A 25,539-nucleotide genomic window follows, 5' to 3' on the forward strand; every position below is an offset into this window, starting at 1 on the left:
CATTATGATTGATAAAACTCACTCACATACACCTAGTCTCTTCTTCATGTAACGAACTTTCTTTATGCCATACATAATATAAATAGTTTCTTAACTTTATCTTAAAAAAAGACGACCTTGTAAAAACAAGATCGTCTTCTTACTTATATTCTTTGATTTTTAGGGAATATCACTTCAAAGCAAGTTCCATCTCCCCATTTGCTCTCTACTGATATTTTTCCATAATGCTTTTCTACAATCCAATTTGCGATTGAAAGACCTAATCCAGCTCCTTCTGACGTACTTCTTGCTTTATCCCCTTGATAAAAACGATTAAATAATTTCGGAATATCCTCTTCTTTCACTCCTATCCCGTCATCTTTCACCTGTATACGAATTGAACTACTCGTTTGCGTGCAATCGATTTGAATATGCCCACCTTCGTTTGTATACTTCATCGCATTATCTAACAGTATGACCATCATTTGATGAATCCGCTCTCTATCCCCCATAAAAGATACACCACGTTCTACTTTTAGCATCATTTCTTTTTCTTGATAAGAAGCAATCTCCTTATATGGAGCTACTATTTCTTCTAACAATTTATCAAGTTCAAATGTTTTCTTATCCATCTCAATTTGATTAGAATCAGAACGTGCTAGCAATAATAAATTACTAACAAGTTTCGATAACCGCCTACATTCTTTTGAAATTGTAGAAATATCCATCGCTTTTTCTTCTATAGTAGCGGATGGTGACTGGAATAAAACATCCGTTTTTGATTGAATAACTGCAAGTGGTGTCCTTAGTTCATGTGATGCATCAGAAACGAATTGTTGCTGTTTCTCCCATGAATTTTGAATAGGTACAAGTGCTCTACCAGCTAGGAAAAAGCCGATACCTATCGCACAGAGGCTTCCTATGCTACAACCTATAACGAGAATTAAAAATAAAGTATTTAACATTCCTTCTTCCGCTGTTATATCTCGCACGATTTGAACTATTTCTCCATCTTTTTGAAGCGAAAATGCTCTAAAATATCGTCCTTGTACTTCAATATCTTGTAAATCCTCTAATTTTTTTGGAGAAAACTTTTCCAAATTCTCTTCAAAAATAGAACGAAATTTACGGTTATCGCCCTCTATTTTCACTATTTTTCCATTCCAAGTTATTCTAGTTACTCGCGGATCTCCAATTTGGATATTCTCCATGCGTTTTCTTGGTGGTATTTTAACATCTAATTTTTCTCTATACTGAGCTATCATTTTTATAGATTGATCCACTTCATTATAAATACGCTTATATGTGTATGAATAAATAATACTACCTAATATACCTATTAATAGAATAAATACTAATGAGTTCACTATAGTCAAACGAATGCGTGTTTTTTGAAACATACTTCCGTTTTTCATTGTTCTTTTAATATATATCCAATACCTCGAACGGTTTGAATATCTTTCTGATAACCGGATGGCTCTAATTTTTTACGTAAATGATGCACATACACTTCTACAATCGCTACTGTCGTATCTGAATCAAATCCCCAAACACGATCAAAAATTTGTTCACGCATTAAAATCTTCCCGCTATTTTGAATGAGATACTCTAGTAGCTCATATTGTTTCAATGTCAGCTTAATACCTTGTCCATCTACTTGAACATCTTTATCTTTTCCGAACAATTCAATCCCTCTATAACGAATCGTTTGCTGCGTTGTTAAACTACCACTTCTGCGTAGTAAAGCGCGAATTCTCGCTTTTAATTCAGGGGCCTGAAATGGCTTAACGATATAGTCATCTCCACCAAAGTCCAATCCCTTCACCCGATCTTCTAAAGAATCTCTCGCTGTCAAAAACAGGACTGGTGTTTCAATCTTTTCATCACGTATTTTTTGAATCACTTCAAATCCGTCCATCCCTGGCATCATCACATCCAGCAAAATTGCATCATATATATTTTGAAGAGCTAAAAACAATCCATCTTCTCCATTTATTGCCGTATCTACTTCAAATTCATCACGCAAAATTTGTACGATAGACTCTAATAACGAAGCATTATCTTCTACTACAAGTAAACGCATGCTCTCACCTTCCATCAAATAGTTCAATTCTATTTATTATTACATTTCTTCTCTTCATAACAAAAGAATGTAGTTGCATTACGTAATTTCATTTTTAACTATTTCCTTCTAAAATTTTGAAGTTTTATTATAAAAACTTTGTCTTAAATTTAGCTTAATAAAAAATTGAAAGAAATAAGATTCCTCTTATCTCTTTCAATTTTTTATTACATATACCTTTTTACTCGGCAACTCTAAACAATTTAGCTGACCGCCATACACAGCCCCGCCATCAATTCCAATAATACGATTACTACCAAAATACACTCCGCACTCCTCACTACCATGAAGCGTTTTTGTTTCCGTATGCCCAAATACAACAACCTTTTCACCGCTATATCCATTATGAAATTCATTACGGATCCACATTAACGTATATGGTTCAGATTCAGAAACTCGTTTCATCGGTTCAACCCCAGCATGTACAAATATATACTCTTCTGTTTCAATATAATGATCTAATTCTTGAATAAACTTTATATGTTCCTCTAATACACGAGAGTGTAAAATTGGTTTTTGGAAGTCTTTCTCATTAACCACAATATCTTCTTCTACAAATCCATAGCTATATAATGTCTTATCTCCACCATTTCTTTTTACCCAATGGTTCCATGAACGTTCCTCATTTGTCGTTAACGCCTTAATCATCATATCTTCATGATTTCCCTTTAAAATGAGTGCTCCCTCTTCTTTCAATTCTCTTACCTTTTCAATTACAGCACGCGCATTTGGACCACGATCTACATAATCTCCCAGTAAGATTAATTGATCCTGTTTCGCATCATATTGAGCTTCTTCCAATAACTGTTCAAACTTTTCTATCTCTCCATGAATATCACTAATAACAAGAATTCTTTTCATATTATCCCCCCTCTTTCTAATTATAGTTCAAAACAACGGAAAATTCCGAATCTTAACCTTGAATCATATTTATCACGCATTAACGGGCCGTAAGACCCCCACTGATTAAAGTTTCACTTTATTACAAACTAAACTATTACCCTTACAACAATGTAAGTCTCTTGTCATCCAATTCGATAGTTGTAATTACTGTATTTCCTTATACTGAAAGTAAGAAATGAAACAAAAAACAAGGAGAGATGAGAGATGAAAAAAGTAATGGAAGTTGTAGTAGCGGTAGTAGAGGTTTTCGTAAATGGTAAACAAGTCGCAATGGAGTTAAATAAATAATGAAAAGGACAACATTCACTCTAGACCCTTTACTCATATAAAAGAGATAAGACTTCATCATTTCTTTGATCCCTTATCTCCCTATAAAGAAAGCCGTATCCCTTTTAAGGATACGGCTTTCTCTTATTTTTGACTCGTACGAGCTGAAATACTAATTGCTCTATCTGTTGCTTTGGCAGCTTCATCTAACGCTTCTTTACTATTCTTCCCGTCATACATCGCTTCTAATGCTTTTACAACTGCATCTCGTGATTCTGGGAATACACTAATTAAAGCACCTTGTGTTGCTGGAGATTGCTTTGTCGCTTGCAGTTGATCTACTGTTACTTTCAACTGCGGATATTTTTCATATTGCTCTTTTACTAATGGCTCATTATATGCATCTGGATTAATTGAGAAATAACCTGTTGCAGTATGCCATTTCGCTTGTACGTCTGGCTTCGTTAAATATTTCATAAAGTCCCAAGCACCTTGTTGCGTTTCTTCTGAAACCATATTCGTCATCCATAATGATGCTCCCCCAATAACAACACCATTTTGTTTCGAATCCTCTGGATATGGAATATATGAAACACCTACATTAAACTTAGATGCATCAATTAAATCACGAACACCTGCTGAAGAATCTAAATACATAGCAACTTGTCCAGACTGGAACGCAGCACGAATATCATCCCAACTTGCTCCATACTTTCCAAGGGCGCCAGCTTTATTTAAATCATCTAACATTCCAAATACTTTCTGTCCTTCTTTACCGTTAAATACCGCCTTCTTTGCAGCATCCTTACGACCGTTTTCGTTATCTACATATAAAGCACCTTGTGTCGCTAACAATTCTTCAAAGAACCAACCGTAGTTAAGCATGGAGAATCCATATTGTTTTACATTTCCGCCTTCTTTAATCGTTAACTTTTTCGCTGCTTCTTGTAATTCCGCATATGTTTTTGGAGCTTTCTCTGGATCTAAGCCCGCCTTTGCAAAAGCATCTTTATTATAAATTAATACTGGTGTAGATGAATTAAATGGCATAGAATACATTTTTCCATCAACTGAATAATAATTTGTAATTGCTTTTTCTAATTTTGACGTATCGTACTTATCTTTTTTTATCCAGCTATCAATTGGTGTGATTTTTTTGCTATCAATCATATATTTCGTTGTAATTTCACTCGATTGAACAAGAGCCGGCGCTTCTTTCGTTGCAGACATCGTTCTAAATTTCGTTAAAGACTCTTCATATGTCCCTTGGAACTCTGCCTTTATCTCGTATTTATTTTGCGACTTATTATAGTCTGCAACAAGACCATCTAGTACTCCTTGTGTTTTTCCACCCATCGCATGCCAGAAGCGAATTACAGTTTTATCACCATTTTTTTCAACTGGTGCTACTTTTGCCTGTGCTTCAGGTTTTCCCTCTGTTTTACTATTTGAACAAGCGGCACTAGATAATGCCATTGTTGCTGCCATTAATAAAGCAGCACCTTTTTTAACTAGACTCATTTAAATCTCACCTTCTCTTAGTTATTTAATTGCACCTTTTGTTAATCCTTGTTGTAATTGCTTTTGCCCTAAAAATAGTAAAATCAATGTTGGAATAACGATAACCGTAACACCGGCCATTACGCTTCCCCAATCAGTTGCAACTTCTTGAGACTGAAGCTGCTTTACACCGATTTGCACTGTTCTTACTTTTTCATCAGTGGTCACTAAAAGTGGCCATAAATACATATTCCATGTTGTTAAAAAGCTATATACTCCAAGCGTAATAAAACTCGTTTTACAATACGGTATTACAACGCTGAATAAAAATCTTATATTTCCAATCCCTTCAATAAAAGCAGCTTCTTTCAGTTCATTCGGGAGTGTCATAAAATGTTGACGCAACAAGAAAATACCGAAAGCTGTTGCAAAAAACGGCACTGTCATCCCAGCGAAACTATTGATCCAGCCAAAGTTTTGAATCGTTAAAAAGTTAGGTACCATCGTTGCTTCCCACGGAATAAGCATCGTTGAAATAAACAGGAAGAAAATTAAGTTTCTCCCTTTAAATTGAAGAAAAACAAAAGCATACGCCGCTAAGCTTGATACGATAAGTTGTCCAATCATAACGACTGTCGATACAATTAAACTGTTATATAAGTATGTAAAAAGTGGTACTTTTTGAAAAATATTAATGAAATTATCAAAAGTAAATTGAGTTGGAAATAACCTTCTCATTTGAATATCGTCTGGTGTCATAAAGCTTATTAAAAACGCATACAGTACAGGAAAAAATACCATTACTGCACTAATTATGAGCAGCATGTATAATAGGAAATTTTGCTTCCACTGTTTAACAATCATTTATAATGCACCTTTCTCTCAGCAAACTTAAATTGAAGTAATGTAGCAATGAAAATGAAAACAAATAATACCATCGCTTGTGCACTTGCTGTTCCAAATTGATGATTCACAAACGCCTCTTTGTAAATCGAGTACACAATTAAATTCGTTGCATCATTCGGTCCACCGTGCGTTAAAATATCAATTTGTCCAAAGCTTTGGAACGCACTAATTAACGTTACTGTTACAATAAAGAATAAAGTTGGCGATAGCATCGGTAATGTAACACGGCGAAGCTTATATAAATAACTAGCACCATCTATAGATGCACTCTCATATAAAGACGTATCGATATTTTGTAAACCACCTAATATAACTAAAAATGCAAACCCTGTATTCACCCAAACTGTTGTAACTGATACAGAGAATAGTGCCCAGTCCGGGCTCGTTAACCATGCGATTGCAGGAAGATTCATAGCGGCTAATATATTATTAAATAATCCTACACTTGGATGAAATAAAAATAGCCAAATCACTGCACTAGCAGCTACTGAAATTCCCATCGTCGAAGAAAACAGAACTCGGAATAACCCAATACCTCTTACCTTTCCATTTGCAATCAATGCAAGAAACAAAGCAAATATAATACTTGTAGGCACTGTATATAAAACAAATAGTAAAGTTGATTTTATACTTTTGTAGAAGGCTGGATCAGAGAATAAATATTGATAATTTTCTAAGCCAACGAAAAGATTAGCTTCTCCATGTATATCGGTTAAATAAAAACTATAGTAAATCGTCCTAAACAATGGATAGAACAGAAAAATCGAAAATAGCAAAATAGATGGCGCCAAAAACAATAATCCTATTCTTAAATCTTTCGTTCTCCCCCATATTTTTTTCTTTTTTGACACCTTTGTTTGAACTGGTAACTTACTTACTTCGATCATTATTTCGCCACCACTTTCAACTCTTCTTCAGCTACCACTTTTAAGCGTTCATTCGTGTTTTCGTTAAAGAAGCATAACTTTTCTTGTGAGAATAATAATTTTACTTTGTCACCTTTGTTCAAGAGTAACTGTCCGATGACTTTCGCACTCCAAGTTGTTCCATTTACCGCAAAGTTTAATATAGATTCATTCCCTAATACTTCTACAGATTGCAGCGTCACTTCTTGTCCTTCCTCAGACAGTGCAATATGCTCAGGACGCATGCCTATACGAATTATTCCTTCTGGTAATTGCTTTAACTGTCCAATAGATAATGGAATTTGCAATTTCCCTATATGTAATACACCTTTTTCTTTATCCACTTCTCCATCATTTATATTCATAGAAGGAGAACCTATAAAGCTTGCAACAAATTCGTTTGCTGGTTCGTTATATATGTCAAGTGGTGTTCCAACTTGCTGTATACTTCCTTTATTTAAAACCATGATACGATCTCCCATAGTCATCGCTTCTATTTGATCGTGGGTAACGTAAATCATCGTAATTCCTAATCGCTGCTGAATTTCTCTAATTTCAATTCTCATTTGCGCACGTAATTTCGCATCTAAATTCGAAAGTGGTTCATCCATTAAACAGATTGGTGCTTGACTCACGATCGCCCTAGCAAGCGCAACACGCTGTCTTTGTCCGCCTGATAATTGACCTGGTTTCATTTTCACATACTCTTTCAGTCCTACCATTTCAATAGCTTCCATTAGTCGCTTTTGTCGCTCTTCTTTTTGTACTTTTCTTACCTTAAGTCCAAATAAAATATTTTCTTCTACAGATAAGTGTGGATATAATGCATAATTTTGAAATACCATTGATAGATTACGGTCTTTCGGCTCTAGATCATTTGCAACACGTTCATTAATAATTAAATCTCCCGAAGAAATCTCTTCTAAGCCAGCGATCATTCGTAATAATGTGCTTTTCCCGCATCCCGAAGGTCCAACTAAAACAAAAAATTTGCCCTTCTTAATATGAACCGATACGCCTTTAACCGCTGTCTCTTCTGCATTTTTATATACCTTTGAAACATTTTTCAATTCAATCACAAAGTTGCACTCCTTTTTTCTTCATGTATCCATACTTCATAATGACTTGTTGAAATCGCACTTGCTCCTGCACGAATTGCAATTTCCGCAACTTCTCGCGTTTGAATCAACCCGCCTGCAATAATAGGAAACTCTATTTCCTCTACTAGCTGTTTAATTATAGAAGGCATAATCCCCGGCATAATCTCTACTGCATTTGGTCTAGTCGTTTTACAATTTTCAATTGATTTAGTAAGAGATAAAGTATCTACAATAAAAATACGTTGAATTGTTTTCAATCCAATTTTATTAGCATTTCGAATTGTCGAACCCTTTGTTGAAATAATACCTTGTGCCCCGATAACATCTTGAATATACAAAAGCGCTTCCTCTGTATTCGTATTTAAACCTTGTATAAAATCACAATGAAGAAATACATCATGTCCATGTTTCTGCAATTCATATACACGCTCTGGTAATTCCAGCATTGAACCAGTCATAAGAAAAACTGTTTTCGGCAATTTTTTGTATGCTTTGTATCCTTTCCAATCCTTTATCATCGCAATATAAGGTTCTTTAAACATTTATTCCACCTAACTGTTCTATTTTTATCCAAACTAAAAACACCTACTTACATAGAACGCCTTTCTCCTTATTTGAACTCTAGGGAATAGAGCACACCTAAGAAAGTGGCACATTATATGTAAGTGGGTGTTCTCAAATGTTCTCTACCCTAGTTATTTTGTTACCTTTACTATATTACGCATTTATTAAGTCAGTTTTGATAGATTGTTAATTAGGTGTTAACCGAATGTTAATATTCACCATATCACCATTTAAATTAATCTATATATTTAAATACAAACAAATAGAACGAAACAATACTTAAAATTCAATCAATATGTAAATTCATTCCATAGTTAATAAGTTTTAGTTTGCTTGCCACTGCTTGCGAAGCAAAATTATCCCAAGCAGTACTATAAAGTGGAATGCGCTTTTCCTCTTGTATTGATAAGGCCCAGGCTGTAACAACATCAGTACCATATCCATTCCCTTGAAATTCCGCTAAAGTTTCCACACTTGCCTCAGCAGCTACGGGCGTACTTCTGGCACTGCAACAAACAGAAACTACCTTTTCATTTTTTACAATTGCAAAATAAGGTTTCCTCCATTCCATCTGTTCTATTAGATTAGGAAAATTTTCTCGCAAAAGCTCTCTATTCTTCTCAGTTATTTGTATTGTTCTAGTCGGCTTATGTAAATTACTATGAAACATGAAAGCAGGACCCATCCAAATATTTTCCACTGTTCTTTCTTCATTTAATATATTAATAATCTTTGCTATCTCTATATGCTTTGAAGGTTCTCGAATTAACTTCTCAATCTTACTTACCGTTTCATCATCCACATTACAATGATATCTCGTTATACTCCCTTCACGAGTTCTGCCAAGAAAAAAACGTGGTGCTTTCGGATTTCCTTGTTCATTTACATATTTCATTTTTCCTACTCGATTATGAACAAATAAAACCTCTGCCTGAATTACTATTAAATCAAGTTTTGAGAGCCTCATTTTTATCCTCCTTATTTACTCCATTTACCATCCATTCATAATCTATTTTTCATGTTCAAAATAAAAATCCCATTTAAATACACATTACTGAATCCATCATACTAACTGATTTCTTCATTCTGTCTATCTAAATGGGATTATTTTTCGTTTTTTACTCTACTGGTTGTTGTGGCTGTACTACTTCATTCGCTCCAGCTAACCTCAACATATTTACAATATCTTTAAAACCTCTTTTTTCAGCGTATTGCAGTGGCGTCAGATGTTCCTTGTTAGCCATGTTTACATCTGCACCGTGATCAATAAGCAATTGAATTACTTTCTTATGGTTTTCACTACCATTTCCTAATACAATTGCTTCTAATAGCGCTGTTCCACCACGTTCATTTTTATAATTCACATCAATATCTGTATGCTCTAATAATTCTTTAACAACCTCTACATGGCCACGTTCAGATGCAGAAATAAGTGCTGTCCCACCTGACCTAGTCGTTTCTTTCGTATTAACTCCTGCATTAATTAATACTTTTACAATATCCGTATATCCTTCTCTACTTGCATAAAGAAGTGGATTACTTTTTTTCTCATCTTTAATTTCAATATTAGCACCTGCACCAATTAATGCTTTAACTGTCTCTACATGATTTTGGTACGTCGCTGCAAGGACAGGCGTTTCTCCGTTGTCACCTTCTACGTTTATATTCGCTCCATCCTGAATCAACTTCATAGCTGTCTCTGTGTCTCCAAGAGTAGCTGAAAGTAACAACTGTTTGTCCATTAAATTTATACTTTTCTCTTCTTTAGATTCTTCCTGTTCTTTATGCTTCTCTTTTTTCTTTTCATTTTTCACATGAACCGGTTTCGATTCTGGTTCTTCTTGCTTATCGCAAGCCACTACCGTCATTAAAAGTCCTAATAAAATACATAATAAAATTTTTTGTTTTCTCACAACTACAGCTCCTATGAAAGATAATGTTTTCTTAACCATTCCTCCATCACATACAATAACTCTTCTTGAGTACATTTATCCATAAGCCCTTTAGATTCCTTCTTTAATCGGATTATCTTAAGCTTATACTATGTTTCTCAACCTATTGAAATGATACGCCTGATGGCCCCATCATTAACATTATGAAGCAATTAGTTTAGCACGTTTTTACCGCATTTGTATATATTTCTAAAAAGTACATAAATGATTGCTTTAGGTTACTATATTCCATTGTAACCGTTCTGCTAAAAATTTTACACCTTTTCTATATTTACACCTGAGTAATAATAGAAAAAGACAACTACATAGTTGTCTTTTTCTATTAATGATGTCCACCATGATTTCCTGCTTTCGGTTTCCCCATCATCTCTTTATTCATTTCCCATTTATGCTCTGCTAGCTCTTTATACGAAAGAACTTTCCCCTTATAGTTAGATACAAAGCTCTCTGCATCTTTTTTATTTTTAAATGAAATTACATTATAAGCCATCGGTGTCGTTATTGTTTTATCATATACGTAAGTAGCGTCTTCTAACGAAATCCAATCTTTCGAATCATAATCTCGGACAAATTTCTCTTTCGTCTTTTCATCTGAGTTGATCTCCATCCATTTATACATACAACCGATATCATCAAACTTTAACGCTTTTCCATTTTCTAAAATAATTTCTGTTGCAAATTGATTATCTGTTACCCCAATTTGGCAAATATCACATTTATCATGTTTCTCATCAATGGCAACAGCTGCTGTTTCCTTTTTCCCACACCCGACTACCGTAAATACGAAACATAAACATATAGCAAGTACTACATATTTTACTTTCATCAATATTCCTCCCTAGAAACCGTATACTCCACGAAAAGAATACCAAAAGGTTGTGTGAGATTTGTGAAAAAACAATGTGCTTTTTGTAATATAGGAAACAAAAAAAGATGTGTAGTTATTTCTACACATCTCTCATCACTCGCAACCTGTAATTAACAAATCATCTTCTAATTTAACTAATAATGTATCCGCACTAATTTCCTGTCCAACTTCTACATTTACCAATCTTATATTTCCACTAATCCCGACTGCAATTTTTTTAAGCTCACCGTCATTTTTTCGGATCATCAATAATTTTTCCCATTCATATACGTAAGAAGATTCATTAATAAAAATCTCCTCTACTTTTCCTTCATAAGAGCTATAAATCTCTTCAATTCTCGTTTTCATATAACATCTACTCCCTATTTCACACTTCACTATTTTCATCTTATTCTACCATTCTTACGAGAAGCAGCTTACTTTTTAAAAATTCAAATTAACTACCGTGAACAAAATGAACAAAATAAAAATTATGCTTCTAATGATGTTATTTTTCAAATTATTTACCATTTGAATAGATGCTTTTATTATAAATAAAAAACCTTTTTCTGAATTTTTATTCTATTTTGAAAGCGCAATCATTCTTTTGAGGGGGAAATTACATGTTAGCACTACTTGGATTTGCGATGGTATTTGTCTTTATGTTTTTAATTATGACGAAACGTATGTCAGCGCTAGTAGCATTAATATTAATTCCGAGTGTTTTTGCATTAATTGGCGGATTCTATGCCAATATGGGGCCAATGATGTTAGAGGGGATTCAAAAATTAGCACCTACTGGTATTATGCTTATGTTCGCTATTTTATATTTTGGGATTATGATTGATAGCGGTTTATTCGATCCTGTCATTAGTAAGATTTTAAAATTTGTAAAAGGAGATCCTTTAAAAATCGTTGTCGGAACGGCTATATTGACTATTATCGTTTCTCTAGATGGTGATGGTACAACAACATACATGATTACAGTTTCCGCAATGTATCCGCTATATAAGCGCCTTGGAATGAACCCCCTCATATTAGCTGGAGTTGTTATGTTAGGGGCAGGGGTAACAAATCTTACACCTTGGGGTGGACCTACAGCTCGTGTTATGAGCGCACTTGGACTTGAGGCTTCCGAATTATTTACACCTCTTATTCCAGGAATGATTGCTGGTGCAATTTGGGTTGTTTTCGTTGCCTACTATCTTGGAAAAAAAGAAAGAAAACGTTTAGGAATTATGGATGTACAGTATTTAAAACAAATGCAAACAATGGATGAGCAAGCTGCAACTGTCGAAGCAGCAGTGCATAAACGTCCTAAACTTCTATGGATTAACTTTTTATTAACCGCCACATTACTTGTCTGTCTCATACTAGAAGTTATGCCGTTACCTGTTTTATTTACAGTCGCTTTTGCTATCGCTGTTATGATTAACTATCCAAACTTAGAGCAACAGAAAGAACGTATTGCTTCTCATGCAGGGAATGTATTAGCAGTTGTTTCTCTCGTATTTGCTGCCGGTATTTTCACTGGTATTTTATCTGGAACAAAAATGGTAGATGCAATGGCTAACAGTGTAGTAACTCTTATACCAGATGCACTTGGACCACAACTACCAATTATTACAGCACTTCTCAGTATGCCATTCACATTTTTCATGTCTAATGATGCATTTTACTTCGGGGTATTACCTATTTTGACGAAAGCTGCTGCTACTTACGGAATTAGTGCAGCTGAAATGGGACGTGCTTCCTTACTTGGGCAACCCGTTCACTTATTAAGTCCTCTTGTCGCTTCCACTTATTTATTGGTCGGAATGGCCAAAGTTGATTTCGGTGAACATCAACGCTTCACTTTATTGTGGGCCGTTGGAACGACAATGGTTATGTTAATTACCGGAATTGTGATTGGGATTATTCCAATATAAGATGCAAAAAAACAGTAGAAGAAATAAAATCCTCTACTGTTTTTATTATGAAGAAACAAGAAAATAACGTCTCTCCGGTCTCCCAACACTTCCATATATTAGCTCTGCGTGGACTTTCTTCCTAGATATCAAATACTCTAAATAGCGCCTTGCCGTTGATCGGCTTACTCCAATCATTGAGCTTAACATTTCTGCTGTAATCCCTTCTTCATTAACTGTTAACATATGCTTTTTTACTTTCGCTAAAGTATAAGGATCTATCCCTTTCGGGGCATATTCTATTTGATCTCCCTTCACGCCTCTTTGAGACCATAAATATTCAATTTGCTCCGTAGATAATTGATTGTTTTTCTTTAACTGTATAATCTTTTTTTGATAGCCTTCCAGACTTGCTTTAAATCGGTCAAACATTAGTGGCTTTACGATATAATCTGTTACTCCACCTCGCAGCGCGTGCCTTACTACTTCTGTTTCCGATGCCGCTGTAATCATAATAATATCTGTATCGTGCAAATGATGCCTAATATATGTGACAAGTTCCGTTCCTTGCATATCAGGTAAGTACACATCTAATAAAACAAGCTGTGGCTTCACAAGCTCTAGCCATTCTTTCGCTTGTTCTCCAGTCGTTGCCGTTCCAATTACTTTAAATCCCTCAATTTTTTCAGTAAAACGACGATGAATGTCTGCAATCCGAATATCATCTTCTACAATTAATACTTCAATCTCCTCACCCATTACTATTCGCCTCTCTCTTTCGGTAGTGCAATAATAAATAACGCACCACCTAAATCCCCTTTTTCGATTGCAATACTTCCATTTAAATCTTCTACTAACTCTTTCACTTTTGCTAATCCATATCCTCGCTCTCCTCCTTCTTTCGTCGAAAAGCCTTTATAGAATATGCTAGTAATTATTTCATCATGAATCCCTTGCCCTGAATCTTCCACTTCAATTAATATTTCTTCTCCAATATCAGTTACAAACATCCTTACTTTCTTATCATTCTCTTCATTTTTTTCAATTGCTTCAAATGCATTCGTAATTAAATTCCCTAAAATAGAAACGACATAATTACTCTCAATATGTGGACTTAATTTGTCTAAACCACTTTCTCTATCTAGCATAAAATCAATCTTCAACTCTCGTGCTCTATTATAAAATCCAATTAAAATTCCACCTAGCCATGGATTTTGAATCCGCTTCATAATAAATTGAACAAAATCTTGATATACCGCTGTTTCCTTATGAATAAGCTCTAAAGCATCTTCGTATGATTCTAATTGGATAAGACCTGAAAGCGTATACAATAAATTGTTATATTCGTGCGTTTGCGCTCGTAATGCCTCTGTATATTGCTTCGTCTGAGATAATTCTGCTGTTAACTGATCCATTTCAGATTTCAAACGTAAGCTCGATACAACGCCAGTTACTTTATTCTTTACTTTAATAGGTAGACGGTTCGCAATAACAGCCTGTCCTTTTATATTTAATTGACGATCAAACTGTTCTTCACCAGTTTGAAGTACATCTAGTATCGTTGAATTAGGAATTACATTTAAAATAAATTCCCCAATAATATTTTGTTGCTTATCTAGCGAAAGAATATCATAAGCTGCTTGATTGACTAAACTAATCATGCCATTTTTATCGATTACAATAATCCCTTCACGTACAGATTGAATCACTGTACTATGCTCTTCATATAAAGATGAAATTTCTTCTGGTTCCATCCCGAACATCATTCTTTTTATACTTGCCGCTAAATATATAGAGCCGATTATCCCAATTAAAAGACCTATTATTGTAATCCAAAATACACGCTTTCCATACACTTCTACCGCTCCATGAATATCAGCCATTGAAAACCCAACAGACACCACACCAATAATTTCATTTTCCTGGTTACGGACTGGGACTTTCCCACGCAACGAAGGGCCTAATGATCCATTAGCTTTAGAAACATAAGATTTCCCTTCTAATAAAACGCCTTTATTATCTCCGCCAACCATTTTTTCTCCTATTTTATCTCGCTCAGGATGTGCATAACGAATCCCCTCTTTGTTTCCAACTACAATAAAGTCAGCCTCTGTATCAATTCGAATTTTTTCTGCGATTGGCTGAATAATAGAAGCTGGATTTTCTTTTTGAAAAGCTTCCTGAATTTCTGGTATCGCGGCAACTGTTTTCGCAACATGCAAAGCCCGTTTACCAATTTGCTCTTCTACCGTTTCAGATAATATGTAATAAAATAAATAACTCGTTAGCATAAGTACAACTAAAATAAGTGTACTAATAGTTAATGTAATTCTCGGTTGGAGTTTTAATTTTTTAAATTTCAAAACCATTCCCCTAACATGATTAAAGATAGAATTTAAAGAAAATACAGTTTTTTATTATCATAACACGGTTACTATATATTTCTTTCTTTTTTATCTTCATAAAAAAAGAAACGAAGCATAAGTACTACTTCGTTTCTTAACAGTTTATTATTATATTTTAAACTTACCAATCATCTCTTGTAATTCTTCTGCCATTTGTGATAAATGGACTGCTGCTGCATTTATTTCATCTACTGAAGCTAATTGTTCCTCAGAGGAACCAGCAATATTTTGAACACTTGCGGCATTTTCTTCAATCGTAGCTGCAATTTCATTAATAGATGCACTTACTTGTTTTGCATCTACCGTCATTTGTTTTGCTACATCTACCATGCTATCAATTTGTACAACTGTATCATTTGTAGACTTCAATATTTCGACAAAGCTTTGCTTCGTTTCATTTGCAACTACAAGTCCTGATTGTACTTCTGCTCCAACTTGATTCATAGAGCTTACTGTTTCTTTTATATCAAATTGAATCTCTTTCACTAGTTTCCCAATTTCCGTAGAAGACTGTCCTGATTGTTCTGCTAGCTTTCGCACTTCATCTGCTACAATTGCAAATCCTCTACCTTGCTCTCCAGCTCTCGCAGCCTCAATTGCCGCATTTAACGCTAATAAATTTGTCTGTTCTGCAATATGTTGAATTACTTCAAGGATTGCTCCAATTTGTTTCGACTTATCGTCTAACAAACCAATGATTTTGTCTGACTGTGAAACAGACTCATGAATTAATTGCATTTGATTCACAGTTTGTTCAACTAACTTCCCACCATTTTCAGCTTTTTTCTTCGTATACATAGAGGCTGTAGATACTAATGAAGAACTATCTGCAACACGCTGAATTCCTTCTGTAACTTCTTCTAACAATGTTGCTCCTTCTTCAACTTCTTTCGTTTGTATTTCTGCACCACTTGATACTTGCTCTATAGCCTGTGTAATTTGTTCCGTTGCTTCGCTTGTCTGCTTCATACTAGCTGTTAATTCTTCTGAAGATGCCGCTACATGACTTGCTGAAGTGTTTATATTGGAAATGACACTTTGTAACGATGCAGCCATCTCGTTAAAACTTTCTCCTAGCTGTCCAATTTCATCTTTAGAATGAACTGTAATTGATTCTGTTAAATCACCTTCACTAATCTTCTTCGATGATATGACAAGTTGTTTTAACGGTTTAATAATAGACGCAATTATGAAGTAAATTACAATCCCACCGATTATTAGTGAAATTCCAAGAACAGTTATTGTTTTATAGAAAATAGGTTCAGCCGCTTCGATAATTTCTTTGGAAGGCATAATTCCTGCTATTTTCCATCCAGTTTTCTTATTCGTTTTAAAAGTGATATTGCGATCTTCACCATCTAATGAATAATGAAAATCCCCAGCTTCCTGTTTATACAATTCTTTACTAAGTTTCTCTTCTAATTTCTCTCCTGGCTTCATTTTCGGGTGCGCTACTACATTTTTATCTTGATCAAATATCGCTACATATCCTTCCTTACCGATATTAACCATCTTGGAAGTAGTAACGATATCATTAATGATTAAGTCAATCCCAAGAACTCCACTTTTATCCTCGTTTTGTTTTGCTAGTGTAATAACAATATTCCCTGTCGTTTTTGACTTATATGGAGCAGTTACAATTACTTCTCCGCTTTTCTTCACTGCCTCTTTATACCAATCTCTTTCTGTAGGATTATATCCATCTGGCATCTGAATAGCTGGTGATTGAATGAACTGTCCATTACTAGATCCTGTATAGATTGCTTCCATTTCTGGATGCAGTTTATTGTATTCTTCTAGTTTATTTTGTATGTTTTGAATTTGATCTGCTTGGTAACTTGATTGTGTAAATAATTTCGTAAAATAAGTTGCATCTATTTTTTTACTATCCAATTCCTTATTAATTACATTATCCAAAATTTTTATATTATCTTTCGCCGAGTTTAAAATTGTTTCATTAAAATTCGTCTTCGCCTGTTGATAAGACGTCCAACCAATTACAATACTTGGAAGAATTAAAATAATAATAAATGATACAAGTAACTTTGTTTTTAAACTACTACTCCTTAATTTCTCTTGAAACATACTTCTACCCCTCCATACCGTTTTAAATGTAATTAATTAACATTTAATCTTTCTATAAAAATAATACGATTTAAATGTATCGATGAGACTCTCTATCTTTTTATACATCTAAAGAATTGATACATATCTTTTTCATTCTATATAAATTAAATAATTAAAACAATGTATAAAAATGTATATTATTCTAAATATTATAATTCATAGGAGAACCTCTAGTATTTCACTTACTAGAGGTTCTTTCCACCTTACTATTCTTTATCTTTTTCTACTTCTTTTTTCTCATCTTCTACTACAGATACAACAGGTTTATCACTTGATAATTGTTGTACCGCTCCTTTTCCTGCAAATCCTTCTAATAGCTCTTTTAAGTCAATGCCAGAAGAAGCTTTTAACGTTTCTTGCATCGTTGCCATTAAATCAGTCGCATAACCCGCAACTTTTCCGGCCCCGCTATTTTTACCACCGCCGCCTGTATCGACAACTGTGATTTTATCAATGTTACTAAGCGGACTTGCAAGTTCCTTCGCATAACTTGGAAGCATTTTAAGAACCATATCCATAATTGCCGCTTGACCATATAATTCAAATGCTTCTGCGATTTTTTGTTTCGCTTCTGCTTCTGCTAAACCTTTTAATCTAATAACATCTGCTTCCGCCGTACCTTGTGCTTTTTGTACTTCCGCTTTCGCTTGACCTTGCGCTTTTTCGATTTCCGCCTTCGCTAAACCTTCCACACGTACTTCTTCCGCACGAGCTCTCGCTTCAGCTTCAATCTTATATTGATCCGCATCTGCCTTTTTAATTTGTTTTACTTTTTCTGCTTCTGCTGATTGCTCAACAGCATAGCGATCTGCATCTGCTTTTTTCTTAACTTCTGCATCGTATTGCTTTTCACGACGCGCAATCTCTTTTTCTTCTAACTCGATTTGCTTTTCACGCTCAATGATTTTAACGCGCATTTGCTCTTCTGTAACACCTTGTTGTGCTTTCGCTTGTTGTAATTCGTAAGAAAGATCAGCGTCTGCACGTGCTTGTTCTTGTTCCCTCTTATAGGACTGTACTTTTAATTCTTTATGTTTTTCAGCTTCAGCGATTTGTGCATCACGTTGATATTCTGCTTCTTTTGCCTCTTTTTCAGCACGTGCTTTTTCAATACGTGCTTCTTTTTCACGCTCTGCGTTCGCAATTGTTGCATCACGCTTAACGGTCGCAATTTGCGGCTGACCAAGCGCATCTAAATATCCGTTTTTATCCATTATTTCTTTAATTGTGAAAGAAACAATGCGAAGTCCCATCTTCTTTAAATCTGTAGAAGCTACTTCATGTACCTTTTGAGCAAATTGCTCTCTATTACTATACGCATCTTCTACTGTCATAGAAGATAAGATAGCACGGAGATGCCCTTCTAAAACTTCTTTTGCTTCTATTTTTAACTCTTCTGTTTCTTTTCCTAAATATTGTTCAGCTGCTGTGGAAACTTCTTCAATTGTTGATCCCACTTTAATAATAGAAACACCGTTTACTGTGATCGGTACACCTTGTTTCGTATACGTATCACGTGTACCAACTTCTAATTTATAGTTTAATAAGCTTAAAAGCTCTGCTCTTTGCATAATTGGAACTACGAAAGTACCGCCCCCGCGAATAATCTTAATCTTCTTTCCATCATCAGTGGTAACTACATTCTTTCCTCCACCAAGCCAGTTCCCTGTAACAATTAACGCTTCATCCGGACCAACCGTACGATACTTCGTAATAAATACTAAAATGAGTAGAATTAAAATTGCGAGTAAAACTCCACCGATAATTAATGGAATCGTCATGTAAATTCCCCCTTATAATTTTGGTTTCTTTAAAGAATAAGCGATGTTTTGTACAAGTAAAACACCATCTTGGACTCCCTCGATAATAACCTCTGTTCCTTGCGAAATATCTTTTTTTCCAACAGTTTTAGCTGGGATTGCATTACTTCCAAATTGGGATGAAATTAATACTTCACCAAATCCTTCTGTAGGAATTGTCGTAATGACTTCTCCTTTGCAACCGATAAATTCATCCATACGTTGCATCGTATTTTGTTCTGCTTCTGCAATCGGTTTTAAAATTAGTATTTTCATGATGAAAACACCGATAAAAGATATAGCAAATGCAGCCCCGAAAATAGTAATACTATTAAAGGAGAATAAGTACTCTCCTATATAACTAAGCCCACATAACATGGCGAAAAAACTAAGTAATAAAGTAACAACGGATACAGATCCGCCCCCAAAACTAAATATCGATTCAAATATATCTCCAAAAAAGATATAAATAACAGTGAGTATAGTAGCAATAATAAATCCATATAAATAAATTGTTTCAAGTGGATAACCAAACAAAGCCATTTCTTATCCCCCTCTCTTAAACAATCCCTTTTTTGTTATGTGTATGCCCCACCTCTTTCAAAGATTATTGTTCTTAATTTTCAGTTATTTACCTTTTAAATAAAAGCCTGTAAGACAGGCCTCTAAAAAAGAACAGGAGAAACCTATTGTGACAGGCTCCTCCTAGAAAATAACCGATATATTATATATCTATATAATATACTATTTTCCACAAAAAGTAAAGTTAAACATACATTGGAAAAGCACTTATTTTACTGACAATTCGTATGTTCCATCGCCATTATCATATTTATATACATACAAGTAATACTTACCTGGTTTTGCATTAAATTTTGCTTCTATATGATTCCCATTAGCTTGACCGTAAGCCGCATAATTTTGCATATCTGATTCATGGTGAAGTACCCATGTCATCCCAATTCCATACTCATTTAAAACAGAAATGTCGATATCTTTCGCTGATGCTACATTAAATGTATAAACATCAGTGTGGTCCCCGCCAATAAGACTACCTTTTATAGTACTATTTAGCCCGATACGATTTGCTTCCTCTGGACGATTATTTGGTTCTGATTCTGTTAAACTTCCATCTTTAATCGTAACAGTTGTTTCGCTTCTGCTCTCTTTTCCCTTATCATCTTTTACTCTTAACGATACTTTATAAGAACCTTCTCTTTCATATACATGTACTGGATTCACTTCTGCACTTGTGCTTCCATCTCCAAATTCCCATAAATAAGAAGCAATTTTTCCATCTTCATCGTTTGAGCCATCACTTTTAAATTGAATTCCCTCTTTTACAAGACCACTATAAGGGCCATTTATATTAACCGTTGGAGCTTTATTTTCTCCATCATCTTTTGCGATTCCATGGAAGACTACATCATATTCAAATTCATTTGAGCTATTCACACGATAATTGACAAAGTATGCTGTAACAGTTTTGTAGCCACTCCATTCTTTTTGCGCCAATTGTTCTAAAGATTCATTTACTCTTTTACTCATTTCTTTCCAATCTTCTGATTCACCTTTTGTGACACTACCTGTATACGTACCTTCTAATGTAAATGTATTAAAGAATTGAGAATTATGTTTTGTCATTTTTGTATCTTTCATAGGCAACGTATCACTAATTTCTTTCTTCACCGCTGCTAATGACTTCGTTGCATGTTCAGCTAAATAATCATCAGCTACTTCTGGTACAGTGTATGTATCTTGATTATCAATTAACTGCTGCATATACTCTTGATACTCTTTATTTAACTTAGGATCTTTACTTAGATTTTCACGATATGCATCATAATTTTTCACGTCATTCGCACGAATCAAATCTTGAATTTTATCAAATGTTTCAAACTGATGCGTATATAAATAAGACTGCAATGCGAACGAGTAATTATAGAAATCCCAAGAACCGTATTTAGCAAATAGTGTACGCTCTGCTGTATAACGGCTTGCAGGATCAGATGATAATCCGCTAATTATACTCTTTCTTGGTACAACGTTATTCGTACGAGTAGATCCTGCGAAAAACTCTGCATTTCCTTCTTGGAACCAAGTTAGCCTTTCATTTTGATACATATCTCCTCTTCCAAATAAACCAGGAACTTCATATCTCCCTTGCAGATAATGAGTAAATTCATGACGGAATAACTCTTCTAAACTATAAATACTTTGCTCTGGCGTACGCTCATATGTAAAGAATGTTCCTGTCTCTTCAATATAAATTCCACCGTTGTTTGTTTCATATCCATACAATTGTCTATTTAACTGATATTCATCTGGACTATTATAAATTACGATCGTTAATACATCATCCGCATTTCCTGGCTCTAACGCTTTGTCATTTCCAATTACACGGTGATACTGTGCCTTTACTTCCTTCGCAGCCCAATATAGTCTCTTAATTTTTTCTTCTGATACTTTATCTCCTGTTTTGAACACAATTGATCCATCGTCGAATGTATACGTTTTTGGTAAGTATTGCTCTTTTCCTTCTTTACGTATTTTCTCTAAATCTACTGTATTCCCGCTATAATCTTTACCATTATAATTTGTTGTAATTTGTTCTACCGCAACAAAATAAGGTTCACTTAAGCGCGGGTACATATGCATGGCTTGTGTAACAACCTCTAATCCTTTATTTGGATTGCTATGAAACTTCCCTAAACGGCTAGCAAAATAAATGCCATTATTAACGAGCCATTTATTTTCTGGCGTTACTTCATTTAGAAGAGCAATACGATTTATTTCATTAATAAACCCATCTACTTTTCCATACCACATCGTTTCATTCGCTTCTTTACGAGCCTCAGTTAAGTACGACTGTATATCATAGTCAATACCTTGCATAATATCGTATATTGCTTGTCCCTTCATTCGATCATTTACATAAGTAGTATAATTATCATTGTATTGCTTTAAAATATTCGATGCATATTGAACCGTTTCAACATCGCTTGAAGCATTACTAATTAATTTACCGTATGCAGATACGACTGTATCTTGTTCAACTGTACCAAGCTTAAAGTTTGGATTTTTTGCGATTGCTTTTAAAGCAGGTAAACATTTATCCTGGAAGCTTCTTTCATTTAAGTCGCTTAATTCACTATTATAAAATGCAAGATAAAAAGCTGAACGCAACACTTCAGTAAACGTTTGAATTCCTTTTGAATCATCTTTCGTAAATGTACTACCTCTATGAGCTAATTCATCTATAATGACTTGCATTTTTCCTTTATCTTTATAAAAAGCCTTTGCATCTTCATTAAACTGAAATAAGTCTGTAATTTGGTGCCACTTAATACTACCTAACGTTTCAACTAATTCTTGATCATTCATTTTGTTTAAATCAGCCATTGAATAGCTTTCTTTAACTTGCTTTACTGCAGTTTTCTTCGTAATAGATGCTGGTCGCTGTGAAAAATCTCCTACTTTTAAACGTTCTTGAAATGATAAATTCCCATCAACTTTTGAAATATGTCCAACTTCATCTACCGGCTTTTCAATTCCAACCGGTTTCGTTTTCAACACGTTATACGGTACTTTTTCGTCCGCTGCTGCATGAGTTTGAAGTGCCCCTAACGATAAAGCCATTGTACTAATGCTAAGCATCACTTTATTAATCTTTGATTTCTTGTTCATATCCTTGCCCCCTATTTTAATATTCCATTCAAGAATTTAACATAAAATCTGGATGTAACAATATAAAATGCAATATTTCATATTATTTCTTCCTATAATTTGTACATATCGTGAACGCATTGCTCTTTACCTCCCTAAAACAAATTACATCCTTTCACGTTATAAAAAGGGAATTTTTTGACAATTAAAAACTTAATTGTTATGATTATTATAATTGTTAACTTTATTAAATAAGGGTGGGATTCTATGATAAAAAAAGAAAACAGTGTATTTTATATCTCCTTCTTGCTAACAACATTATTCATTATATGGGGAATTACCCCAGCAAGTTGGATACAAGGCTACGATTTACAAAGTGTTACATCTTCTTTAAACTCATTTATCCTCAATAAATTTGGGTGGTTTTACTCTCTACTTATGACTACAATGATTATTTTGGCTGCTTATTTAGCATTTTCTAAGTACGGTTCTATTCGTCTTGGTAAAGATGGAGAAAAGCCAAAATATAATTATCCATCTTGGCTATCCATGTTGTTTGGGGCAGGAATGGGAATTGGACTCCTCTTTTATGGAATCGCTGAACCGATTTCACATTTTACAGATCCATTAACAGGAAAAGCAGGTACAGAAGAAAGCGCCAAACTCGCTATGCAATATTCATTTTTCCACTGGGGACTCTTTCCGTGGTCACTATACGCAATGGTCGCTTTAACAATTGCATATTTCACATTCCGCAAACAAAAAGGTAGCACTATCGGGGCTACAGTTACTCCATTATTTAATCGATCGAAAAATTCTCGTATCGGAAAAACAGTTGATATTTTAGCTGTTTTAGCCACAGTGTTTGGCATTGTACCATCTGTTGGGATTGGTGCTCAACAAATTGCTGGAGGATTAAGCTATTTATTCCCTTCCATTCATAACACTTTACTTACCCAGCTCGTACTTATAGCTATCTTCGCTGTTTTATATTTAACAAGTGCACAAACTGGCTTAGATCGTGGGATTAAATATTTGAGTAACTTGAATTTCTCTCTTGCAGGTATTTTACTCATCTCTTTCTTACTTTTAGGACCAACTGTATTTATTATGAAATATTTCACATCTACACTCGGTTCTTATATTGGAGCTTTGCCTAGTATGGGATTAAATTTAGGAGCATTTAATGAAAAATCTTCTTCTTGGATTGAAAACTGGACTATTTTCTATTGGGGATGGTGGATCTCTTGGTCTCCATTCGTCGGCACATTTATCGCACGTATTTCTAAAGGGCGTACAATAAAAGAATTTATTTTTGGAGTTGTATTAGTCCCAACTCTTATCTGTACATTTTGGTTTGCAGTATTTGGTGGTACCGCAATTCATATGGAAATGTTCCAATCGCTTGGAATAGCTGATGAAATTGCAAAAAATGGTACAGAGATTGGATTATTTGCTGTTATTTCACATCTACCATTCTCTACATTTTTAACGATTATCGGGTTAATTTTAGTAGCCACATTTTTCGTTACTTCTGCTGATTCAGCAACATTTGTTGTTTCCATGCAAACGAGTAACGGAAGCTTATCACCGAAAAATAGTTTAAAACTTATATGGGGATTAACAATCGCAATCATTGCCGCTCTTTTATTACAAGCTGGAGGATTAAATGCACTACAAATTGCAGCTATAATCGCAGCACTACCATTTTCTATCGTAGTCGTTCTTATGGTTACTTCGCTCTTTAAAGAGCTGCGAAAAGAAGATGTTAATTCGCAAACGAAAGAAGTATCTCAAAAAATAAAAAAAGTTATGTAACAATTGGCACCTCAAATTAATTCTGAATCCGTGATGACTGAGGAAAAAAGTAAATTAATAAAACCCATTCATATGAAATATTATTTTCATACGAATGGGTTTTTCAATCTATTTCTCATACAAAAAGACATCATCATATGCATGTTTCTAATGAAACTGCCATGATAATGTTTTCTCAAAAAAGTAAAAATTAATTATATATAATAATAAGATTAAACGTTATTTATTTCTTAAATAATCTCTTTCTAAATACGAACATACTTAGTGCGGAAAGAACAAGTGTTATTCCAGAAAGTAAAGTCGATGTGCTAGATTCACCGCCTGTTGATGGTAAAGATTTCTTACCTTCCTCTGGCTTATTAGCATGTTGTTTATTTAAAGTATCTGCTTTTCTTCCCTCTTTTTCAACAACTTGATTATTCCCTTTTGGCTCTTGATCCAATCCTGTTGCTGATTCTTTTACCTCTTCAACTTCTTTCGTTGGCTCTTTTACTTCTTCTTTCGCTTCTTCAATTTCTTTCGTTGGTTCTTTTACTTCTTCTTTTGCTTCTTCAACCTCTTTTATTGGCTCTTTTATTTCTTCTTTCGCCTCTTCAATTTCTTTCGTTGATTCTTTTACTTCTTCTTTTGCTTCTTCAACCTCTTTTATTGGCTCTTTTATTTCTTCTTTCGCTTCTTCAATTTCTTTCGTTGATTCTTTTACTTCTTCTTTTGCTTCTTCAACCTCTTTTATTGGCTCTTTTATTTCTTCTTTCGCTTCTTCAATTTCTTT

Annotated in this window: 21 protein-coding genes; 2 read left to right on the forward strand and 19 right to left on the reverse strand. The window is 34.4% G+C overall.

Going from position 1 to position 25,539, the window contains the following annotated elements:
- Positions 1-143 precede the first annotated feature (143 nt).
- From H6481_RS11320 to H6481_RS11375, 12 genes are all read right to left on the reverse strand, one after another.
- Positions 144-1,394, reverse strand: a complete 1,251-nt coding sequence (locus H6481_RS11320; RefSeq protein WP_000788471.1) for a HAMP domain-containing sensor histidine kinase — start codon at positions 1,392-1,394, stop codon at positions 144-146.
- Positions 1,391-2,062 (reverse strand): response regulator transcription factor, encoded by a 672-nt coding sequence (locus H6481_RS11325; protein ID WP_001238624.1) that lies wholly within the window; start codon positions 2,060-2,062, stop codon positions 1,391-1,393. Before H6481_RS11325 ends, H6481_RS11320 begins: the two co-directional genes overlap by 4 nt.
- 195 nt (positions 2,063-2,257) lie before the next feature.
- Entirely contained in the window at positions 2,258-2,962 is a 705-nt protein-coding gene (locus tag H6481_RS11330; RefSeq protein WP_000821972.1) for a metallophosphoesterase family protein, read from the reverse strand.
- Between the two features lie 453 nt (positions 2,963-3,415).
- Positions 3,416-4,792 (reverse strand): ABC transporter substrate-binding protein, encoded by a 1,377-nt coding sequence (locus H6481_RS11335; protein ID WP_000060579.1) that lies wholly within the window; start codon positions 4,790-4,792, stop codon positions 3,416-3,418.
- 21 nt (positions 4,793-4,813) lie between these two features.
- Positions 4,814-5,635 carry a carbohydrate ABC transporter permease gene (locus H6481_RS11340; protein ID WP_000635946.1) on the reverse strand — a complete coding sequence of 274 codons (822 nt, stop codon included), beginning with the start codon at positions 5,633-5,635 and terminating at the stop codon, positions 4,814-4,816.
- Entirely contained in the window at positions 5,632-6,564 is a 933-nt protein-coding gene (locus tag H6481_RS11345; RefSeq protein ID WP_000573794.1) for a sugar ABC transporter permease, read from the reverse strand. Before H6481_RS11345 ends, H6481_RS11340 begins: the two co-directional genes overlap by 4 nt.
- Positions 6,564-7,661 (reverse strand): sn-glycerol-3-phosphate ABC transporter ATP-binding protein UgpC, encoded by a 1,098-nt coding sequence (gene ugpC, locus H6481_RS11350; RefSeq protein ID WP_071732248.1) that lies wholly within the window; start codon positions 7,659-7,661, stop codon positions 6,564-6,566. Before ugpC ends, H6481_RS11345 begins: the two co-directional genes overlap by 1 nt.
- A complete protein-coding gene (locus H6481_RS11355; RefSeq protein WP_000472004.1) occupies positions 7,658-8,224 on the reverse strand; it encodes a glycerol-3-phosphate responsive antiterminator in 567 nt (188 codons plus the stop codon). Before H6481_RS11355 ends, ugpC begins: the two co-directional genes overlap by 4 nt.
- Positions 8,225-8,532: 308 nt before the next feature.
- Complete coding sequence (locus tag H6481_RS11360; RefSeq protein WP_001239779.1) at positions 8,533-9,213, reverse strand: GNAT family N-acetyltransferase; 681 nt, start codon at positions 9,211-9,213, stop codon at positions 8,533-8,535.
- A gap of 151 nt (positions 9,214-9,364) precedes the next feature.
- A complete protein-coding gene (locus tag H6481_RS11365; protein WP_000287335.1) occupies positions 9,365-10,234 on the reverse strand; it encodes an ankyrin repeat domain-containing protein in 870 nt (289 codons plus the stop codon).
- Positions 10,235-10,520: 286 nt separating this feature from the next.
- Positions 10,521-11,024: a nitrous oxide reductase accessory protein NosL gene (locus H6481_RS11370; RefSeq protein ID WP_000865665.1), complete on the reverse strand. Its 504-nt coding sequence runs from the start codon at positions 11,022-11,024 to the stop codon at positions 10,521-10,523.
- Between the two features lie 135 nt (positions 11,025-11,159).
- Positions 11,160-11,414 (reverse strand): hypothetical protein, encoded by a 255-nt coding sequence (locus tag H6481_RS11375; protein WP_000857376.1) that lies wholly within the window; start codon positions 11,412-11,414, stop codon positions 11,160-11,162.
- Between the two features lie 254 nt (positions 11,415-11,668).
- Here H6481_RS11375 and H6481_RS11380 point away from each other — a divergent pair, with 254 nt between their 5' ends.
- Positions 11,669-12,973 (forward strand): CitMHS family transporter, encoded by a 1,305-nt coding sequence (locus H6481_RS11380; protein ID WP_000880474.1) that lies wholly within the window; start codon positions 11,669-11,671, stop codon positions 12,971-12,973.
- A 45-nt stretch (positions 12,974-13,018) separates the two neighbouring features.
- On the opposite strand, the gene H6481_RS11385 is transcribed toward H6481_RS11380, so the two are convergent.
- The 6 genes from H6481_RS11385 to colA form a co-directional block, all read right to left on the reverse strand.
- Complete coding sequence (locus H6481_RS11385; protein ID WP_000503464.1) at positions 13,019-13,711, reverse strand: response regulator; 693 nt, start codon at positions 13,709-13,711, stop codon at positions 13,019-13,021.
- A gap of 2 nt (positions 13,712-13,713) precedes the next feature.
- Positions 13,714-15,321, reverse strand: coding sequence for a sensor histidine kinase (locus H6481_RS11390; protein WP_003269387.1), 1,608 nt, complete (start codon positions 15,319-15,321; stop codon positions 13,714-13,716).
- 144 nt (positions 15,322-15,465) lie between these two features.
- Positions 15,466-17,442, reverse strand: coding sequence for a methyl-accepting chemotaxis protein (locus H6481_RS11395; protein ID WP_023521013.1), 1,977 nt, complete (start codon positions 17,440-17,442; stop codon positions 15,466-15,468).
- A gap of 248 nt (positions 17,443-17,690) precedes the next feature.
- Complete coding sequence (locus H6481_RS11400) at positions 17,691-19,265, reverse strand: flotillin family protein (RefSeq protein ID WP_089170383.1); 1,575 nt, start codon at positions 19,263-19,265, stop codon at positions 17,691-17,693.
- Positions 19,266-19,277: 12 nt separating this feature from the next.
- Positions 19,278-19,826, reverse strand: coding sequence for an NfeD family protein (locus tag H6481_RS11405; protein WP_001173146.1), 549 nt, complete (start codon positions 19,824-19,826; stop codon positions 19,278-19,280).
- A 246-nt stretch (positions 19,827-20,072) separates the two neighbouring features.
- A complete protein-coding gene (colA, locus tag H6481_RS11410) occupies positions 20,073-22,970 on the reverse strand; it encodes a collagenase ColA (protein ID WP_182811683.1) in 2,898 nt (965 codons plus the stop codon).
- A 246-nt stretch (positions 22,971-23,216) separates the two neighbouring features.
- Between colA and opuD the strand changes: the two genes are divergently transcribed.
- A complete protein-coding gene (gene opuD / locus H6481_RS11415) occupies positions 23,217-24,767 on the forward strand; it encodes a glycine betaine transporter OpuD (RefSeq protein WP_064531949.1) in 1,551 nt (516 codons plus the stop codon).
- Positions 24,768-24,990: 223 nt separating this feature from the next.
- Here the strand turns inward: opuD and H6481_RS11420 are convergent.
- Positions 24,991-25,539 (reverse strand): LPXTG cell wall anchor domain-containing protein (locus H6481_RS11420; protein ID WP_182811686.1); only part of this gene is annotated, 549 nt, incomplete at its 5' end.

Source organism: Bacillus sp. ME78, from assembly GCF_903970865.1.
GTDB lineage: Bacteria > Bacillota > Bacilli > Bacillales > Bacillaceae_G > Bacillus_A > Bacillus_A cereus.

Excerpts from the sequence above, each read along its gene's own strand:
- H6481_RS11320 (WP_000788471.1), bottom strand. The coding sequence starts at position 1,394 with ATGAAAAACGGAAGTATGTTTCAAAAAACACGCATTCGTTTGACTATA.
- H6481_RS11365 (WP_000287335.1), bottom strand. The coding sequence starts at position 10,234 with ATGTACTCAAGAAGAGTTATTGTATGTGATGGAGGAATGGTTAAGAAA.
- H6481_RS11375 (WP_000857376.1), bottom strand. The coding sequence starts at position 11,414 with ATGAAAACGAGAATTGAAGAGATTTATAGCTCTTATGAAGGAAAAGTA.
- H6481_RS11370 (WP_000865665.1), bottom strand. The coding sequence starts at position 11,024 with ATGAAAGTAAAATATGTAGTACTTGCTATATGTTTATGTTTCGTATTT.
- H6481_RS11400 (WP_089170383.1), bottom strand. The coding sequence starts at position 19,265 with ATGACGATTCCATTAATTATCGGTGGAGTTTTACTCGCAATTTTAATT.
- H6481_RS11395 (WP_023521013.1), bottom strand. The coding sequence starts at position 17,442 with ATGTTTCAAGAGAAATTAAGGAGTAGTAGTTTAAAAACAAAGTTACTT.
- H6481_RS11385 (WP_000503464.1), bottom strand. The coding sequence starts at position 13,711 with ATGGGTGAGGAGATTGAAGTATTAATTGTAGAAGATGATATTCGGATT.
- H6481_RS11325 (WP_001238624.1), bottom strand. The coding sequence starts at position 2,062 with ATGCGTTTACTTGTAGTAGAAGATAATGCTTCGTTATTAGAGTCTATC.
- H6481_RS11340 (WP_000635946.1), bottom strand. The coding sequence starts at position 5,635 with ATGATTGTTAAACAGTGGAAGCAAAATTTCCTATTATACATGCTGCTC.
- H6481_RS11380 (WP_000880474.1), top strand. The coding sequence starts at position 11,669 with ATGTTAGCACTACTTGGATTTGCGATGGTATTTGTCTTTATGTTTTTA.
- H6481_RS11360 (WP_001239779.1), bottom strand. The coding sequence starts at position 9,213 with ATGAGGCTCTCAAAACTTGATTTAATAGTAATTCAGGCAGAGGTTTTA.
- H6481_RS11390 (WP_003269387.1), bottom strand. The coding sequence starts at position 15,321 with ATGGTTTTGAAATTTAAAAAATTAAAACTCCAACCGAGAATTACATTA.
- H6481_RS11355 (WP_000472004.1), bottom strand. The coding sequence starts at position 8,224 with ATGTTTAAAGAACCTTATATTGCGATGATAAAGGATTGGAAAGGATAC.
- H6481_RS11335 (WP_000060579.1), bottom strand. The coding sequence starts at position 4,792 with ATGAGTCTAGTTAAAAAAGGTGCTGCTTTATTAATGGCAGCAACAATG.
- H6481_RS11345 (WP_000573794.1), bottom strand. The coding sequence starts at position 6,564 with ATGATCGAAGTAAGTAAGTTACCAGTTCAAACAAAGGTGTCAAAAAAG.
- H6481_RS11330 (WP_000821972.1), bottom strand. The coding sequence starts at position 2,962 with ATGAAAAGAATTCTTGTTATTAGTGATATTCATGGAGAGATAGAAAAG.
- H6481_RS11405 (WP_001173146.1), bottom strand. The coding sequence starts at position 19,826 with ATGGCTTTGTTTGGTTATCCACTTGAAACAATTTATTTATATGGATTT.
- colA (WP_182811683.1), bottom strand. The coding sequence starts at position 22,970 with ATGAACAAGAAATCAAAGATTAATAAAGTGATGCTTAGCATTAGTACA.
- opuD (WP_064531949.1), top strand. The coding sequence starts at position 23,217 with ATGATAAAAAAAGAAAACAGTGTATTTTATATCTCCTTCTTGCTAACA.